Origin of the sequence: Psychrobacter sp. NZS113 (genome assembly GCF_015864825.1) — a bacterium.
Classification (GTDB): Bacteria; Pseudomonadota; Gammaproteobacteria; order Pseudomonadales; family Moraxellaceae; genus Psychrobacter.
Window position 1 is genome coordinate 276,163 of sequence record NZ_JADYWL010000003.1, and the last position, 18,494, is coordinate 294,656.

Sequence of the window (18,494 nt, forward strand, 5' to 3'; positions counted from 1 at the left end):
AGCGTCAATGAGTTTCTTACTTTTTATAGGGCTATCTATCATTCAAACTAGCTATGAGTATCTGACTTTAATGTGCTTTGGAAATTATTTTTCTTCGTAAATTACGTCTTTTGGATAAACAATTTTCATAAAAATCCATAACCAAAAAATATTTATAAATAAAGTTATGCCTAAAAAAATCATGTTTGCATCTTTAGTAAATTTTAATGTTTTTTTATAATATCTTTTCTGATCCCCCTCAACTTCCAAGGTTACTAGCTGTGGGAAATCATTACTAAACCCTAAAAAATCGGGTTGAAAATACCAGCCTATCTTTGCAGGTTTATCTAAATAAGGTTCAATATTCTTACGATCCATACAACTGCCAGAATCTCTAGTCGTGAAAGCTGTATAATGGCAACTAAAAACAATATCTTTACTAGGTTCTTCTATAGATTTTAGAGTGACGCCAAACCCTTCATAGTCTAATATCCCTTCACTATAATGCAGCTCGGACTTTAAAGGAAAATTTCTACCACTCCACTCTAAAAGAAGTTTCGATGGGAAAAAAAATAATGTTAATAAGAGAATAACGATATGAATTTTTTGAGATTTCGATAAATCGCTAAATTTTCTGAGATTTTTGAACATAAATTATTTCTTATAAAAGTTATCTAACACGTCATTTTGAGAAATCCCCCAAAATAATGAGTTTTTCTTTGTTGTAATGACTTTTGATCTTGCAACAGTTTACGAGCTAAGTATTTGCCCTTCCCTAATCGCTACCCAATGTGATGAAGTGTTTATTCATTAACTACTAATCGGTTTTTTACCCACTTTACTAAATAGCCAGTACATAAACACTGAAAATGGAAAAGCAAATAAAATCATAAATCTATAAAGTTTATTCTTGCTATTTATTTTTCTGAGAGTATCCGTGTAACTAATAATCACCTTATCATCGACTTCTACAGTTACCACTTGAGGTACATTGTTTTTGAATATTAAAAACTTATCTTGTATATACCATCCTATGGTCGCTTCTTTATTTAGATAGGGTTTATAAGAACTGTTACCACAATTACTACTTCTTCCGTTATCAAAAAATGAATAACCGCATGCAAAAACTTGAGTCTCTGTTTTACCCGCGACATTATCAAGCGTTAGGTGTTTAGTGTGACGCATATTGTCATGAAGACCTAAAATACCTGTCGTGTAAAAGAGGGAGACTTCTTTAGGGAATCCTATACCAGCATATTTTGTAGTCATACTTATTAGTATAAATACAAATAGAGATACGCTTAGGTAAAAGTCTAGTTTTCGCTTTATTTTGAATCCAAGCATATGTCTTACTCAAGAGAAGGGGTATTAGTTATAAAGATAACTGGTCGATCATTAAATTATTAGTCTGCGCATAGTAGTCATCTGCGACAAGTTATTGCTAATAACAGACTCACTGCGGCAATAACAATTGTTTAGTATAATTCGAAGATACTAATGCAACAGCAATATTATCGCAACAAAAATTTACTTTTTTATTTACTAACATTACAAAAGGATTGCTTGCTAATATATTGTTGATTCTATGATTTTCATCCACAAGATATACACCCGTAAGGCGGAAATTTGATGCGTAGAAGTTTTAGTAAAGAAGATTAAAAGAAAAGGCCTATACAAAAAAGGCATTTGAGCAGACACAGCAGGCACAAAAAAACCTCAAGCAAACTAATACTTGAGGCGAAAATTGCTTAAACTCAAAAGTTTAAATTCGTTTAAAAAACATCATATAAAAGTTGAAATATTGAGAAACAAGGCAACTTATACCCCCTTATCATAGGTTTCATATTAACCACTTGATATTTAGGCAGCGCACTAAGTCATCGATTGAGCCAACACCTCGAAAACTTTTGAATGATTCATCTGTGCCACATTGAACCGCATAAAGTTTTCAGCATTGTCCGACTGACTAAAAACATTGCCCGGTGCCAATACCACACCTTTTGATAAACAGCGATTGGCCAATTCGGTCGCATTGTTATTCTCAGGCAATCGGCACCATAGGAACATACCTGCTTGTGGAAGCAGCCACGGTACGATGCCTAATTTAGCCAGTCTTGGTAGCGTATGAGTACGCGCGCTTGCCAGCCGAATATGGATATCATTCATATGCTTACGGTAGCCGCTATCAGTCAACGCTGAGAACACAACCGCCGCTGCTAACTGACTGCCACCAAAACCAGTCGCTATCTTTAAATCTACCAAGCTCTCGACCCATTCCATAGGCGCTGCAATATAACCACAGCGTAGGGATGCGGATAACGTTTTAGAAAAACTGCCGATATAGAATACTCGTGATAACCCATCCAAAGCTGCCAATCTCGCTGCAGGCTTAACTTCAAAGTCTGCAAAAATATCGTCTTCGATAATGTACAAACCAGCCGCTTGGCCCAACTGTAATACACGGTATGCCGTGGCAGGTGATAACGTTGCGCCAGTAGGATTGTGAATAGCAGCGTTGGTAATGTACAGGCGCGGCTTATGCTCATCTAAAATCGCTGCAAAGGCCTCTACATCTGGCCCGTTTGGCATATAAGGGACGCCAACCACTTTGACTCGATGAGCTAGCAGTTGTGCTCGAAAGTTAAAATAACAAGGATCATCGACGACGACCGTATCACCTGGTGTCAGTAAAAATCGAAAAATCAAATCTATCGCTTGAGTGCCCGAATCCGTCAGTATTATCTGTGACGGTTCTGCATTGATACTCAATCCTGCCATACGCCGCGTGAGTAGTTGGCGCAATGCTAACAGTCCTAGCGGCGTTGCATATTCACTGATAATGGACGCGTCAGCCTTTGCCACATTTCGTAGACCACGGCGCATACCTGCTTCAAACAGCCAATCCGCTGGTAGCCAACCGCAGCCTGGTTTCAGCGCACCATCGGGTGGCTCCAGCGACTGCCGTGATACCCACAATGGATCTACCACTCGGTCAATTTTTGGCGCTATATCTGTCAATGATAGCGGTGCCGTCGTCTCTGCCACATAAAACCCTGCACCAGGTCGAGAGTAGATAATTCCCTCCGTTTGCAGGCGCTCGTAGGCTTCAACCACGGTAGATGGCGAGAATCCATAGCTTTTAGCGGCTGCCCGTACAGACGGCAGACGTGATTCTGGCATATAGATAACGGTCGCTATTTTCTCTTTTACGTCAGCCATGACAACTTCGATACGTGTTAGCTTCTTATTCATATTTTTTACTGTTTTTGGTAGGTCAGCTTCTATGGATGTCTTGTCTCAAAATTGCAGATGAGACAATATATTGATTTGATTTTCGAACTGTATCGGTTCTATAGACCAAACAGTTCTGTCTAATTGTACTGGATTGTATATAGATAACCTACTGCGCTTTTGTTTTAATCATTGAACGTAAACGATGTAGAGGTAGGTGTGATTCTATTGTGAATCGCACTAACCTCAGTCAATTCAACGATTATTATTCAAAAAGCAGCGATATATGACCACGAAAAAATATAATAAATATCTGGCCTTTGCCTTATGCGTAATAACGACAAGCGTCAATATCCAAGGGCCGCTTTATGCCGTTTACGCACACAATGATGGCTATGGCGTACTAGCAACTACGATAGCCTTTTCCTTTTATGTATTAGGCGTCATACCTGTATTGTTGGCTTTTGGCGGATTGTCTGATCGAATTGGACGGCGCAAGACAATTTTAATAGCTTTATCGTTATCAATAACAGCGACGGCTCTCATGCTATTTTATCCTTACACACGAGCGTTAGCAGTAGTACGATTCATACTTGGTGTGGGAACGGCTCTAATGGCTGCTACGGCGACTGCCTATATGATTGAGCTGCTTGGCTCATCAGATACGATGCGTGCGACAGCGTGGGTGACGGCCAGTACGACGATAGGTTTTGGTCTTGGCCCTGTATTGACGACAGTTTCTTTGATATTTTATGAAACCGATCAGCCAGCCAGTTTTTTCTTACTGCTAGCGAGCGGGATATTCGCTATGTTTTTGTTATATCAATTACCAGAGACAGCACCTAAACACACTAATTTGCCCACATCTATGCTACGGCTACCTTATTTTAACCGTGAAGTCATTTGGTATGGCAGCGGTATTTTGATTTGTTGGGCGACGACAGGATTGGTGTTGTCAGTTATTCCCTCAGTACTGGCCACGCATGGACTCGCTAAGTATGCAGGGATATCCTCTATGTTAGCCATCAGTTGCGGATTGATCGTTCAACCAATCGCCCGAAAACTTGACCCTCAAGTTTCAAGTAAGCTGGGCCTCTTAATCTTACTGCCAGCTTATGCTTTATTGGCTTGGGGAACGTTGAACGCCAATCTTCCAGTGATTCTTTTGGCTGCTTTCTTAGCTAGCAGTAGTTGTTATGGCTTTGTCTATTTAGGAGGTATGCTAGGAGTCGCACGCTCGGCTGGCAATGAGCAGGCACGCGCGAGTGCAGGCTATTTTTTGATGGCATATATAGGGCTTAGTGTGCCTGTCATCTTTACTGGTTTGATTGTGGATCGGTATGGTGCTACTACTGCATTCTACGCCTTTGGTGTGTTTTCATTAGTTGGTGTGATTGTCTTGTTTGCCAGCCAGCCTATGTTGAAAGTTAGGCGTCATTCAAACTTAGAAATGAGAAAGATTACCTGATCAAACCTTAAATAGAAATAAAAGAAGTAATATTTCTCTTCGAACAATCGTAAAATGCGAGATGCGTTCAAGTAGCAAAATAGAATAGGTAGGCACAGGATAAGGACAGCATTAGGACATAAATACTTTAGATAGCCTACTCTTCTCTATTCAGAAGTCTAACCACACCAATCTGAGTTTTAAGTGATATTACAGACACAAAAAAACCTCAAACAATCTAATGTTTGAGGCGAAACTTGCTTAAACTCGAGAGTTTAAATTCGTTTTAAATATGGCGCAGCGGACGGGACTCGAACCCGCGACCCCCGGCGTGACAGGCCGGTATTCTAACCAACTGAACTACCGCTGCTTAGGTCTCTTTAGCATTTCACCTTTATGAAGAGGTCCACTTCGCTAAAGTAGTGGTGGGTGATGACGGATTCGAACCGCCGACATTCTGCGTGTAAGGCAGACGCTCTACCAACTGAGCTAATCACCCGCGAACAATTGCTATGCAATTTATTCAACATCAACTGAGCTCTTAAGTTTGTCACTAAGCTCTGCTGCTGTGGGTGTGTATTATATAGATTTACAGTTGGGTGTCAAACAGTATTTTCGAGTTTTTCGCATATTTTTTGCATTTTTATCGAAATTTCTAGCAAGCATATGTTTTTATTAGTTTTATATTTTTATAAAAAACCAATGTTTTTTGAGTTCGATACTTATTTATTGGCTAATGCTTGATCAATATCATTTTTAATGGCTTCTGGCTTGGTCGTTGGTGCATAGCGGTCAATGACTTGTCCATTACTACCAATTAAAAACTTGGTAAAATTCCATTTGATGCCATTTGTGAGCACACCGCCCTTTTGCTCTTTGAGCCATTCGTAGATCGGATGAGCACCTTCCCCATTCACATCAACCTTTGCCATCATTGAAAAGCTAACACCATAGTTTTTTTGACAAAACGCACCAATCTCATCATTGCTGCCTGGATCTTGGCTACCAAATTGATTACAAGGAAAACCGATAACCACCAGTCCTTGATCTTTATACTGTTGATATAACGACTCTAGCCCTTCGAACTGCGGCGTAAATCCACATTTACTGGCGGTATTGACGATTAGTAGCACCTTACCTTTATAGTCAGAAAATTCTTGTGTCGTACCATCCATGCGCTCAACCGTAAAATCATAAATAGTACTCATCATCTATCCTTAAATTGATTGCATCGTTATTTTAATTGTTTTTTAAGCGTTACTATATCCTTAGTAGCAACCACAACCATACTACCAATAAATAAAAAGAGTGCCAACAAATAAAAAGGAAGCAAAATGCTTCCTTTTTATACTTCTAAGCTTATCTGACCAGCTGACAACTACTTCTCAGATTTATCTAAATCAATAGAGACTGAGTTGATGCAGTAACGCATGCCTGTTGTCTCACTCGGCCCATCAGGGAATACATGACCCAAATGCGCGCCGCAGTTGCTGCAGGTTACTTCTGTGCGAGTCATGCCCAGCGAGTTATCGACATGCTCTTCAATCGCGCTGTTATCGATTCCTTGGTCAAAACTTGGCCAACCGCAGCTAGCATCAAATTTATTGGTAGAATCAAATAAGCTGGCACCGCAACCTTTACAACGATAAACGCCATCATCGGTCGCATCATTATAAACACCTGTGAACGGACGCTCTGTGCCTTTCTCACGCAGCACATGATATTCGTCAGCGCTTAAACGCTCTTTCCAGTCAGCTTCTGTTAACTGGCTAATTTCTTCTTTGCTAAGTTGATTATCTTGCATAATTTACCCTTAGTTAGATAGGTTTTATCTAATATTTTATGTTTCTACTATTTGAGTTTTATCGTTATTGCTTTATAAAAACGATGCGCCCTATCTATTGGTTACTGCTCCAATATTCAAGGTATATATTACAATAATATTATGTTGATAAAGCAATTAGTAATAGGTAATCATGTGTCATTTTAGTATAAAACTGTCTCACATATTCATAAATGCAAGATTTACTTTCATTTTTCTAAAAACTTCAAAGTTAACTTGCATTACTATTATTTATGCAATAATATCTTGCATTAGTACATAAACATTACTCTTTAATCAAAGTAATCCGTTTATTACAAACCTATTGATGAACACAGGCTTAACTGATTATGGCTAGCGATAAGAATAAAAATACACAAGCTGAGCGACTTGTACAGTTGCGCCGCGGTAAAGGTTTTACCGCTGAACAATTGGCACAAGCGATGACAGCAGCAGGAGCAAAAGTAAGTCGTGGCGCTATCTCTAACTGGGAGCGTGGCACGAACGGTATTGTCTCGTCTAAGCTGCCGACATTAGCACGCATCCTAGGCTGTAGCGAAGGCTATCTGCTACGTGGCGAACTTCAGAGCGAAGTCAGTGCGACAATAAAATCAACAAGAGGTAGCTCAGGCAAGAATGACGATATATCTACTTCTTTACCTGTAGACATGCAGCCCAACCATACAGACCAAAATCAATCGAAAACAGTCTCTACAACACCTAATGCTCGAAAAAACTCACAAAATAACCCTAAGAGTGGTCACTCTATGAATACAATCAAAAAATCTGATAAATTACAAAACGTTTGTTATGACATCCGTGGTCCCCTACTACAGACTGCAAATAGAATGGAAGCGGAAGGCAAGCGCATATTAAAACTAAATGTTGGCAATCCAGCACCGTTCGGTCTAGAAGCGCCGCATGAAATTTTACGTGATGTGGCGATGAACTTAGCAGAAGCGACAGGATATTCAGACTCTCAAGGGATTTTTTCTGCACGTAAAGCGGTATTGCAATATTATCAATCAAAAGGATTGTTATCAGCTGTTGATGTGCGTGATGTGTATTTGGGTAATGGCGTGTCTGAGCTGATTGTCATGACCATGCAAGCGTTGATGAATGATGGTGATGAAGTGCTCATTCCAATGCCGGACTACCCGCTGTGGACAGCAGCAGCCAATCTGTCTGGTGGTACCGCAGTGCACTATCGTTGCAACGAAGAAGACAACTGGCACCCTGATATCGAAGACATCAAGTCTAAGATTACCAGCAAAACAAAGGGCATCGTGGTTATTAACCCCAATAACCCGACTGGTGCGCTTTATAGCGATGAGCTGCTATTACAAATTATCGACGTCGCTAAAGAGCACGATCTCATCATTATGGCCGATGAGATTTATGATCGTATTCTTTATGATGATACCGTACATACGCCAATGAGCACGCTGACTGACGACGTGCTGGTCCTTTCATATAATGGCTTATCAAAGTCGCACCGTATCGCTGGTTTCCGTGCGGGCTGGATGATGGTATCTGGTCGCAAGCAACACGCAACAGACTTCATCGAAGGATTAGACATGCTCGCATCCATGCGCTTGTGTTCTAATGTTCAGGGGCAGTATGCCATCCAAACAGCGATGGGTGGCCACCAAAGTATGAAAGAACTCACTTCCAAGACAGGTCGTTTGTATAAACAGCGCGAAATGGCTGTTTCACGTCTCAACGCTATCAAAGGTATTTCGTGCACCATGCCTCAAGGTGCGTTCTACTGTTTTCCAAAGATAGATCCTGACGTCTACCCTATCAAAGATGATATGGACTTTATGATGGACTTACTGATTGAAGAAAATGTCTTAATGGTACAAGGTACTGGATTTAACTGGGATAAACCGGATCATTTTCGCTTAGTATTCCTACCTAATTTACATGAATTAGAAGACGCAATGGATCGCTTAGATCGCTTCTTTGCCAAAAAACGCCAACAGTTTGGCACTGATTAAATCTTAAATGGATATAGTCGGTTAAATATAATTTGGATACAAGGAAGGCGAGTGAAAGTACTACAAGTCGTAGACTAAGCGAGATTGACACCGTATCCAATTTATAGAGGATTGGCTATATAAAAAAACGCTTATCAGCATAGTGCCGATAAGCGTTTTTTATTGTATTAAACTTAGCTATAAGAACTTAGTCATAAAGATGCATTCACTAACTAACTAACTAACTAACTAACTAACTAACTAACTAACTAACTAACTAACTAACTAACTAAGCAGATTAGCCGAATATTAGAAAACATTGCTCAATATGACATAACTGATAGCAGACATGGTGGCCGCTGCAGGAAGCGTAACGATCCAAGCCAAACCAATCGGTCTCATAAGCTTCCAGTTGGTATCCTTATTGACAATACCAATACCCAGTACCGCACCTACTAGCGTATGCGTGCTCGATACAGGTAAACCCATAGTTGATGCACCCATAACAACAGCAGCAGCAGCCAGTTCAGCGGAGAAGCCAGAAGCAGGATGCATTTTTGCCAAGTTCGTACCCACTGTCTGAATCACTTCTTTACCGATAAACCATAGACCGACAATCAATGAAACACCAAAGGTTAGCATCACAGCAGGTGGCACTGCCGCTTCTGTGGCAATGCTATTGGTACGAATCACATCCATAATAGCCGCAAAAGGACCGACAGCGTTGGCGATATCGTTTGAGCCATGACTGAAAGCAAATGCGGATGCCGTAAAGACCTGCATCCAACTAAACATAATAAATGTCGCTTTGGTCAAATCTTCCTTATGCTTACCGCGGATACTTTTGGTATAGATATAGGTCGCTAGCCATACTAGCGCCGCTATCATGCCCATAATCAAGAAACCCTGCAAGGTGGTCAGGCCATTATTGACGTTCTTCAAGCCTTTAAAGACAACCAAAGAGCTCATCACTGCACCACCTGCCGCAGCAATAATAGGAACCCATTGCTTAAGGGCTTTTAGCGTATCAAGGCTACTGCGCTCGTTCTCGATATCATAAAGCTTTTTATAGTAATCAGTCTCTAAGTCTTCAACGTCACAATCATCATCTTTGTAGATTTCTTGATCGCGTAACATAGCTGACGTATAGGCCAACTGCTCAGACTCTGTCAAACCATCCAGAAACTCTCGATGATTTTGCTTTAAGACTTTTTTATTGCCTTTTAGCGTCGCAATATAAGCTTCTGTTTTATCATTATATTCAATGATGTTTTTCTTGATTTGCCCATACAAGAGATAGGACAGGATGCCACCTAGTAACGGTGATAACACCCAAGAAATAGCGATCGTTCCAACCGTGCCCCAGTCTACCGTTGATAACGCCATATCAGTACCACCTAACGTGATACCTAAGACAATGGAGCTACCAATCACACCACCAATAATGGAGTGAGTGGTCGAGACGGGCAAGCCCTTTTTGGTCGCAAATAACAGCCAAAATGCCGCAGCAATCAATGCGGAAAGCATGACATAGATAAACTGATTGGGCGTCACGGATAGACCATCTAGATCGACAATTCCACTCCGAATCGTGTCAGTGACTTCACCGCCTGCGAGGACTGCCCCCGATACTTCAAATATCGCGGCAATACCCAATGCTTGAGGGATAGTCAGCGTCCCTGCACCCACTGACGTACCAAAAGAGTTGGCAACATCGTTACCGCCGATATTGAATGCCATAAAGACACCAAAGGCAGTCGCTACAATAAATAGCGTGGTCTGTTGACGCATTGTGTAATCTAGACCCCACCACAAAAAGTAGGAAGTCATCGCAATCAGTAAAATGGCAAAAAATAGATTTATTCTCATAGAGCCAACGGTTTTGACTGACTCTGTAGAACTGCTGCTAATACCCATACGTTAATACGTCCTGCGTAAGCTGATTGAAATTATATGAGGTTGATAACATTGCGCTGCTACTCATAATGCCTGTTGTAGCATATATAAAGCACGCAACATGCTTTTAAATGGTCTTAAACTAACTATGGTCAAGGCAAAAAACACATCCCTCAACATGTCACAAAGCCGCAAGTAATATTGCCAAATCGTCTGATTACAGCATCTTGCGGCTTAGATATTTCATAGTGATATTTATGGTACTACTAGTAGTGGCTATTGTAACAATTTTTGTCGTAATTATTAAGGTATCTGTATCAAATAACCAAAACACGATATTTGCTAAATCAGAATTGTTATTTAGCAGAAGCTATTACGCGCTCTATTATATTAAATATGAGCGCATAATGCATGATGATATTGCGAGATTTGTAACTGCCAGTATTTGAACAATATAACTCTATTATTTTATGGCTGACTATAGTCGATTCAATTTAAAAGTAGTACAAGTCAACCAAGTATAAAGGTCAGTATAAAAGCAAGTACTAGCTATCATATGCTAGAGATAATTGTTCAATAGCATGATCTAATACGTCCAATCGTGCTTGGCGTTTTTCATTCGTAGCGATGACACACCAAGAAGCATTTTTGGTATCCGTGTACGTCAACATATCAGCGGCGGATTGCACATAATCAGACCACTTATCACGGTTTCGCCAATCATCATCCGTTAGTTTAAATTGTTTGTGCGGCGTCTCTTGACGCTCTTCAAAACGCTTAAGCTGTTCTTTTTTATCAATAGCCAGCCAGTACTTGATAACGATCGTGCCAGCAGTTACTAAGTCCGCCTCAAAACGATTGATCTCATCATAAGCGCGCTGCCATTCATCGCGCGTTGCAAACCCTTCGATACGCTCAACCAACACACGTCCATACCAAGTCCGGTCAAAGATGGCGACACGACTTATATGATCGGTTTGCTCGTTAGGCAACCTTGTCCAAAAGCGCCATAGATAAGGGTGTTGTAGTTCATACAGCATTGGCGCGCTAATGTTATAGACTTGATACTCACGTGGGTCGAGCGGCGCGACCAATCTCTTAATTGCCCCACCCTTGCCAGCAGCATCCATACCTTCAAAGGCAAATACCACATGCCGACCATTGCGCGCACGTAGCAATTCAGCGAAACGCGCTTGCTTTTCTGCCAGTTCTTTGCGGTAGTCAGACTTATCTATGTCTACATCAACAATGGTCTTTAATTGCTTGGGTATTTTTACCGATTTAAATGTATTCAGATCCAAGGCTTGATTTGTCTGGTCATTAGATTCTGATTTATCGGATGATTTTTGTTTTTTAGCTGTTTCAGACGAGCTTACTTTACTACTCACTAGTGCAGTTTGCATCGCATGTAGCACTTCATGACAAAAGCGATCAGTTGCTTGTGATTTATCATCACCATCGATGACGATCCAGTCATCTTGCTGTCGTAATAAGGCTGCCGCAACTTCGTTAAATTTTTCGATAACTTTTTGACTGTTCCAGTCAATTTGATACAGAAAATGTGGATCAGCGTCTTTGTCATTCAGCCGTGACTGGAGGGTTTCAATGTCGACATGAAACCAGCATTTTAGTAATCTGGTTTGATTGGCAACGAGGTCTTTTTCAAAAGCTTGTAACTTGATGAGTTGCTGCTCTAGATATGCCTGCCATTTAGCGATAGGTAGCGATTTTTTCTCTTTTGAGCTTTTGTTTTTTGACTGTTCATTATCACTGTCTGATGTCGCCATTCGCATAGCGCTATAGAGCAAATCAGCGTACCAGTTCCCAAAATAAACCATCACGTCACCATGACGTGGCATCACTTTGGTATGCGCTTGCCAAATAGGCTGAGACGGTAATGGACAAGAACCAATCGTAGCCTCAACCTTGAGTAGCCTAGGATCAACCCATTCTCGCAGCTGCTTCACCGCAGTTCCTTTGCCTGCCTGCTCCATCCCATTAACCAATACTAATAAACCTGTTGGCTTATTGAGAGTGGGCGGTGTTTGTTGCCGCGTTGCTCGTAGAGCGTATTGAGCGGTAACCAAGGCCAGTCTCAGCGAATCTGTATCCATAGAAAACTGACTGAGAGGGTTTGGCGTCAGACGCTGATCGACAACCTGCTCACTAAATTGCGCACTGACTGACTCTAGTGCGGTTGGTTCAGTCGTATTACTTTTTTTACTCATAACCAAAATCATCCTATGATTTAAAACGCATTTTTTTAATCATAGCATTCGATTAATCGAGTAAATAACGATGCTATGTAACAGTTTGACATTTGTATTCTACTTTATTTTCTTTTATTGTGAACACAATCTTGGATACATGGTTTAATAACTGTCTATCAGTGTAAGACACTAAGTATAAATTATCAGTTTGATTATATTTTTTACCACTTTTACTTATTTGTAGGTTTACGTACTATGGCCGCTTTAGCCGATTTACAACAGCATTTAACACGTTTTTGGGCGCTGCCCTATCATGAAGATTTGGCGTTAGATGCCAAGCTCAAAGACGTACAGTCATGGCAACAAACACGGATTAAACACACGCACAGCGACCTCTTTGAACAGCCAAAAAACCAGCTGATGGCAGATTATTTTCTGACGCAGTTGTATGGTGGTGACGAATTCAAATTACTGGCTAAGCAGTTAGCACGCATTCTACCCAAAGCTCAAAAACTTGAGCGCTTAGCTAAAGAGTCTGCGCTAGAAGCGGGCAGTATGGGCATCCAAGCAGCAATTTTAGCGATTGAGCTAGATTTGCATTTGGCGCAGTGGTTGCTTGCTGAAGCGTTACCAGTCAACGAAGACAATATGCTTGCTGCATATCGTGCTGTCGATGAAGCTGATGAGCGCCGAGTACAGATTCGTAACCTGAAAGATGTCTGCTACCGCACTGATAAGCACTTGAACTCGTTTATGCTCAAAAAAGCCTTTGCCCTAGCTAAAGGCACTGCGTATCGCTATAATTTTCAGCCACTTTACGACTTTATTGATACAGGGTTTAAAGCCATGAAGCCACTCAAAAGTGTGAGTGATTTTATTGAGCCTTTTTGTGAGCGTGAGCTGACAATTATTGACCAAGTCCATGATACGGATAATGGCGGTAAGCCAATGACGTTTGGTGTATCATAGAATACATATTACACCTGACTCATCGCCATCTTATATCTCTTAGAAATACAATCATAAAAATGAACGATAGGACAATACCATGACCAATACTACAAATAATAAAAACACACATCTCGACCAACCAACGACAACCAACGGTCATTTACAAGATCAGCTGGTAAAAAATAGTATCGCCAACAATCAAAATATCACAGCCCAAGTACTAGCAGCACAAACTGCGAACGTAGAAACAGTGCCAATAACAGATGTAAAAAACCACAATAATAGTGTAAAGAGCAATGACTTCACGCAAGTCCAAGACTTACCAACCGGAACACCACAAGGCCAACAAACCACTATGCCAACCAATGACACCATTAATAATACCAATAGCACCTTAGAAAATGTCTCTGCAAAGGTAGAAGCGGCCAAACAAACGCTTTTCAATCAGCGTGATGACATCAATAACCCGCATACGTCTGACACTGATGGCGAAGAAGAAACGCATTTTGGTTATACAACAGTTAACAAAGCAGAAAAGCAGGCGCGCGTGGCTGATGTCTTTACCTCTGTTGCCAAAAAATATGACATTATGAATGACCTAATGTCTTTCGGTATCCATCGTCTGTGGAAGCGTTATGCAATAAGCTTATCAGGTGTACGTTCAGGTCAGCATGTGCTTGATATCGCGGGCGGTACTGGAGATTTGGCTAAAGTCTTTAGCCGTGAAGTTGGTAGAAACGGGCACGTGGTATTATCCGATATCAACGCTGCCATGTTGGAAGTGGGTCGTGAGCGCCTGATCAATGCTGGCTGTAATAACGTTGATTTCGTATTGGCCAATGCTGAGACACTTGCGCCTTTTGATGATGAAAGCTTTGATTTAGTAACCATTAGCTTTGGTCTGCGTAATGTCACAGACAAAGATGCTGCGCTAAAAGCCATGTACCGTGTGTTGAAGCCGGGCGGTCGTTTATTAATACTAGAGTTTTCGAAGCCTGTCTTTGAACCATTATCGAAAGCCTATGACCTATACTCTTTTACCGCGCTACCATTGATGGGTAAAATCATCGCCAACGATTCAGAAAGCTATAAGTATTTAGCAGAATCGATTCGCATGCACCCTGATCAGCAAACCCTGAAACAAATGATGCAACAAGCGGGCTTTGAAAATTGTGATTATCATAACCTAACTGCTGGTATCGTTGCTGTACATCGTGGCTTTAAAGCATAACGATAAAGTACGATTAGTCAGACCTTATTGAGCCTGACACGAACATACTATGCGCTGATGCAGCTAATGCAGAGGCGCTCATTTAACAATGCGAGAGCCTTATGCTGACTGTCCTCCTATTAGCTGGTGCCGAAAAGCTGATCAACCTTGCCATTGCTAGTGATGAGATTACCAAAGCAGGTCTAGCACCACTGGCTGGCAAAGTGTTACGACTGAATATGGGCATGCCTGAAATCAATCTAGATGTGCTGTTTACTCACGAGCGTTTACGCTTTGAGCCTGTCACGACCGATAGCATATTTGAGCCAAGTGGTCAGATGAATGAACGCCAAAAAGCCAGTATGGAACGAGCACGTCTGGGTCATAGTCAGCCAGAGTGTACCATTACCGTAGAAAACCCCGCTCAACTGCTCAACCTGATGCGTGGCACTGAGGGCAATCTGCCTATCGCTGGTGATTATAAAGTGCTGATGCAGCTCAAACAGCTGGTTGCAGGCTTTGATCCTGATGTTGCCGGACAACTTGAACCATTCATTGGTAGACCTATGGCGAGTCAGTTGCATCTGCTTATCTCGCAGCTCAAAGGTAGCTGGCGTCATGGTGCTAAGCGTGCTTTTAACGATGTCAGTGATTGGGCAAATGATGTAGCGGGCAATAGCGCTCCTAATCCTGCTGAGACGGCAGAAGTAAATGACCTCAAGCAACAACTCCTAAAGCTACGTGCTGATGTCGAACGTGAAGAGGCCAAACTCGCGGCTATCAAGGATGAACAAGTACGCTTCCTTAATAACTCATTTCATCAATAGACAATCACTACGCCTACCCTATTTCTGACTTTATTTAGAGTACATATATCACATGCTATTATCTCATCGCGCCCGTTTATTTGAGCTTTGGCGTATTGCCGCTACGTATCGCATTGATACCCATTTTTCGGTCGAAGAAGCACCGCAGCTGCAACCTTTAGCACGTCTAATCCGTATGCATCCAGCTGCTTGGGGTAAAAAACATCAACCAAATGCGATTAAATATGCGCTTGAAGATATGGGCACGCTGTTTTTAAAACTTGGACAGCTGCTCTCTACGCGTCGTGATTTGGTGCCACCTGAGATTATTGAGCAACTGGTTCAGCTACAAGACAAAGTCAAACCGTTTGATGCTGAGATTGCTATTGCACAAATTCAAGATAATAAAAACGGTCTTGGACAATCTATCCAAACCTTGTTTGCACGCTTTGACATCAAACCACTGGCAGCCGCTTCTATCGCTCAAGTTCATACTGCTGCCCTACATGATGGCCGTGAAGTCGTCGTAAAGGTGGTTCGTCCCGATATCCGTACCACCATTGTTGCTGACTTTGAGCTACTACGTGAATTAGCCAACTGGGCGTCTGCTCGTATCGAAGCGGCACGTGCTGTACATATTATTGATATTGTCGAAGACTATCGGCAAGTCATGCTTAACGAGCTAGATTTAACCCTTGAAGCAGACAATACTACCCAAATGCGCAATAACTTCTTAGGTTCAGCATTGATGTATGTACCTGAAGTCTATGATGCGGCCAAAAATGTGATGGTGATGGAGCGTATTCAAGGCGTTCCCATCTCGCAGGTTGAGGTTTTTGATCAGCTGGGTTATGACCGTGCGGCACTGGCAAAAAAAGGCTTAACGATATTTTTTACCCAAGTTTTCCGTGATAACTTCTTTCATGCTGATATGCATCCGGGTAATGTATTCGTAGAGACGCCGCCAGTTCAAACACTACATGCAGGTATGGCAGCGGTCGATTTAGGTCATGAGCCACGTTATATCGGACTAGATTGTGCCATCATGGGCACTTTATCGAAGGACGATCAACTCATCGTCGCGCGTATGCTGTTGGCAGTCATGAATGACAACTTTACGGCAATGGTTGATATTGTGAGCCGAGCAGGTTGGATACCGCCAAATACTGACAAACACGCCTTGATGCGCGATATGAAGCGCACCGTTGGGCCAATGCTAAAAAAATCCATTAATGATATCGACTTTGCTGGTGTTCTGATGCAGATTCTAGATATTGCACGCCGCCATCATATGAGCATTCCACCGCAACTCATGCTATTACTGAAAACATTGGTACATGTTGAAGGATTGGGTCGCGACTTATATCCTGATCTTGATATCTGGTCACTTGCCAAGCCAATTTTAAGCAGCTGGATCAAAGAGCAGCTAGACCCTATGCGTAACTTACAACAGCTACGCCAGCAATTACCTGAGATATTACTGTCTACCACTGATATTCCAAAATTGTTGGATCAAGGCTTACAAAGTCTTGCTTCACAAGGATCGCGTCAAGACAGTCAACTACGTGAAATACAGCAAATTCGTGCTGACATGCTCAATGACCGTCGCCGTGACTGGTTAGCACTGGCAGGGTTTGCTATATTTATTGCTATTGCTACGCAAGTCATCGGCTGGCTATCACCTATATTTTATATACTGGCTGTCTTAGTAGTTGTTTGGCGAATTTTAGCTTAAAGACCAGCTTTATCTTTTATTTACTTAGTTCAGAAAAAGCCTCGTAACTTTAGACTTAAACAAAGAAATGCGCCTGCTTCTCATGAGAATCAGGCGCATTTCTTATACTGAATACTATAGCATTTGATCAATAGCCATTTGGGTCAATACCCGACCACGTGCCGTACGAAGTACGTAACCTTGTTGAATCAGATACGGCTCAATAACGTCTTCAAGCGTGCCGCGATCCTCTGCCATAGCTGCGGCCACCGCTTCTACTCCAGCAGGACCACCATCAAAGCGCTCGTGTAATATTTCGATATAACGTCTGTCTAAATGGTCAAGACCACGTCTATCAACGGCTAGCATATCTAGCGCACTGCCAGCAATCGCACCATTGATACTACCATCGCCCCTGACTTCAGCATAATCACGTACACGGCGCAATAGGCGATTGGCTATCCTTGGTGTACCACGCGCCCTACGGGCAATCTCTACCGCGCCATCTTCACTCATAGGTACACGCATCAAACGTGCTGCTCGACTGACAATCGTCGTGAGGTCAGCGATATTATAGAACTCTAATCGTTGTACAATACCAAAGCGATCACGTAACGGTGAGGTCAATAGCCCTGCTCTAGTGGTCGCTGCCACTAAGGTAAACGGTGGCAAATCAAGCTTAATAGAACGTGCAGCAGGCCCTTCACCAATCATAATATCCAGCTGAAAATCTTCCATTGCTGGATATAGTATTTCCTCAATGACTGAGCTCAATCGATGAATCTCATCAATAAAGAGTACATCACCCTCTTCTAAATTGGTCAGCATGGCTGCCAAATCACCTGGACGCTCAAGCACTGGTCCTGAGGTCGAGCGTAGATTACCACCCATTTCACGAGCAATAATATTAGCAAGCGTGGTTTTACCTAAACCTGGCGGGCCAAAAATAAGGGTATGATCTAACGCTTCATTACGGCCTCGCGCTGCACCAATAAACACTTCCATCTGCTCACGTACGACTGGTTGACCAATATATTCGGCCAATAATGCTGGTCGAATATTGGAATCAGGAGCATCCCCTGCACCTTCTAGTGGATTAATCAAACGATCTTGCATCATAGTTTTTATCATTATATTAAAAAATTAGGTAATAAATAGCATAACCAAACGCCACCTATAAGTCATGCAAAACATCAAAAGTTATCTGCCAAAACGAAAATAAGCGACAATTAATGTCGCTTATTTGTTT

General features: G+C 41.8%; 14 protein-coding genes and 2 tRNA genes. 6 read left to right on the forward strand and 10 right to left on the reverse strand.

The window, feature by feature from the left end; genetic code table 11:
* Positions 1-84 precede the first annotated feature (84 nt).
* The 3 genes from I6E61_RS06175 to I6E61_RS06185 all read right to left on the reverse strand — a co-directional run bounded on the left by I6E61_RS06175 (position 85) and on the right by I6E61_RS06185 (position 3,231).
* Positions 85-630 (reverse strand): hypothetical protein, encoded by a 546-nt coding sequence (locus I6E61_RS06175; protein WP_197131532.1) that lies wholly within the window; start codon positions 628-630, stop codon positions 85-87.
* 159 nt (positions 631-789) lie between these two features.
* Complete coding sequence (locus tag I6E61_RS06180) at positions 790-1,248, reverse strand: hypothetical protein (RefSeq protein ID WP_197131534.1); 459 nt, start codon at positions 1,246-1,248, stop codon at positions 790-792.
* Positions 1,249-1,851: 603 nt separating this feature from the next.
* Positions 1,852-3,231, reverse strand: coding sequence for a PLP-dependent aminotransferase family protein (locus tag I6E61_RS06185; RefSeq protein WP_197131536.1), 1,380 nt, complete (start codon positions 3,229-3,231; stop codon positions 1,852-1,854).
* A gap of 265 nt (positions 3,232-3,496) precedes the next feature.
* Here I6E61_RS06185 and I6E61_RS06190 point away from each other — a divergent pair, with 265 nt between their 5' ends.
* Positions 3,497-4,678 (forward strand): MFS transporter, encoded by a 1,182-nt coding sequence (locus I6E61_RS06190; protein ID WP_197131538.1) that lies wholly within the window; start codon positions 3,497-3,499, stop codon positions 4,676-4,678.
* Between the two features lie 272 nt (positions 4,679-4,950).
* Here I6E61_RS06190 and I6E61_RS06195 read toward each other — a convergent pair.
* From I6E61_RS06195 to msrB, 4 genes are all read right to left on the reverse strand, one after another.
* Positions 4,951-5,027 (reverse strand) — tRNA-Asp (locus I6E61_RS06195).
* A 53-nt stretch (positions 5,028-5,080) separates the two neighbouring features.
* Positions 5,081-5,156, reverse strand: a tRNA-Val gene (locus tag I6E61_RS06200).
* Between the two features lie 223 nt (positions 5,157-5,379).
* The gene (locus I6E61_RS06205) at positions 5,380-5,865 is read right to left on the reverse strand and encodes a glutathione peroxidase (RefSeq protein WP_197131550.1); all 486 of its coding nucleotides are present in this window, start codon (positions 5,863-5,865) and stop codon (positions 5,380-5,382) included.
* Positions 5,866-6,035: 170 nt separating this feature from the next.
* Positions 6,036-6,461, reverse strand: coding sequence for a peptide-methionine (R)-S-oxide reductase MsrB (msrB, locus tag I6E61_RS06210; protein WP_010199314.1), 426 nt, complete (start codon positions 6,459-6,461; stop codon positions 6,036-6,038).
* Positions 6,462-6,829: 368 nt separating this feature from the next.
* On the opposite strand from msrB, the gene I6E61_RS06215 reads away from it, so the two are divergent.
* Positions 6,830-8,479: an aminotransferase class I/II-fold pyridoxal phosphate-dependent enzyme gene (locus I6E61_RS06215; RefSeq protein WP_227685705.1), complete on the forward strand. Its 1,650-nt coding sequence runs from the start codon at positions 6,830-6,832 to the stop codon at positions 8,477-8,479.
* A gap of 288 nt (positions 8,480-8,767) precedes the next feature.
* Here the strand turns inward: I6E61_RS06215 and I6E61_RS06220 are convergent, their stop codons facing one another.
* Both I6E61_RS06220 and I6E61_RS06225 read right to left on the reverse strand, forming a co-directional pair.
* Positions 8,768-10,375, reverse strand: a complete 1,608-nt coding sequence (locus tag I6E61_RS06220) for an inorganic phosphate transporter (RefSeq protein ID WP_197131553.1) — start codon at positions 10,373-10,375, stop codon at positions 8,768-8,770.
* A gap of 524 nt (positions 10,376-10,899) precedes the next feature.
* A complete protein-coding gene (locus tag I6E61_RS06225) occupies positions 10,900-12,582 on the reverse strand; it encodes an ATPase (RefSeq protein WP_197131556.1) in 1,683 nt (560 codons plus the stop codon).
* A gap of 237 nt (positions 12,583-12,819) precedes the next feature.
* Here I6E61_RS06225 and I6E61_RS06230 point away from each other — a divergent pair, with 237 nt between their 5' ends.
* From I6E61_RS06230 to I6E61_RS06245, 4 genes are all read left to right on the forward strand, one after another.
* Positions 12,820-13,533 carry a hypothetical protein gene (locus I6E61_RS06230; RefSeq protein WP_197131558.1) on the forward strand — a complete coding sequence of 238 codons (714 nt, stop codon included), beginning with the start codon at positions 12,820-12,822 and terminating at the stop codon, positions 13,531-13,533.
* Between the two features lie 337 nt (positions 13,534-13,870).
* A complete protein-coding gene (ubiE, locus tag I6E61_RS06235; protein WP_197132060.1) occupies positions 13,871-14,746 on the forward strand; it encodes a bifunctional demethylmenaquinone methyltransferase/2-methoxy-6-polyprenyl-1,4-benzoquinol methylase UbiE in 876 nt (291 codons plus the stop codon).
* A gap of 101 nt (positions 14,747-14,847) precedes the next feature.
* Positions 14,848-15,552, forward strand: a complete 705-nt coding sequence (locus tag I6E61_RS06240) for an SCP2 domain-containing protein (RefSeq protein WP_197131561.1) — start codon at positions 14,848-14,850, stop codon at positions 15,550-15,552.
* A 52-nt stretch (positions 15,553-15,604) separates the two neighbouring features.
* Positions 15,605-17,266, forward strand: coding sequence for an AarF/ABC1/UbiB kinase family protein (locus I6E61_RS06245; protein WP_197131564.1), 1,662 nt, complete (start codon positions 15,605-15,607; stop codon positions 17,264-17,266).
* Positions 17,267-17,380: 114 nt separating this feature from the next.
* Here the strand turns inward: I6E61_RS06245 and ruvB are convergent, their stop codons facing one another.
* Positions 17,381-18,361, reverse strand: a complete 981-nt coding sequence (gene ruvB, locus I6E61_RS06250; RefSeq protein ID WP_197132062.1) for a Holliday junction branch migration DNA helicase RuvB — start codon at positions 18,359-18,361, stop codon at positions 17,381-17,383.
* Positions 18,362-18,494: the final 133 nt, after the last annotated feature.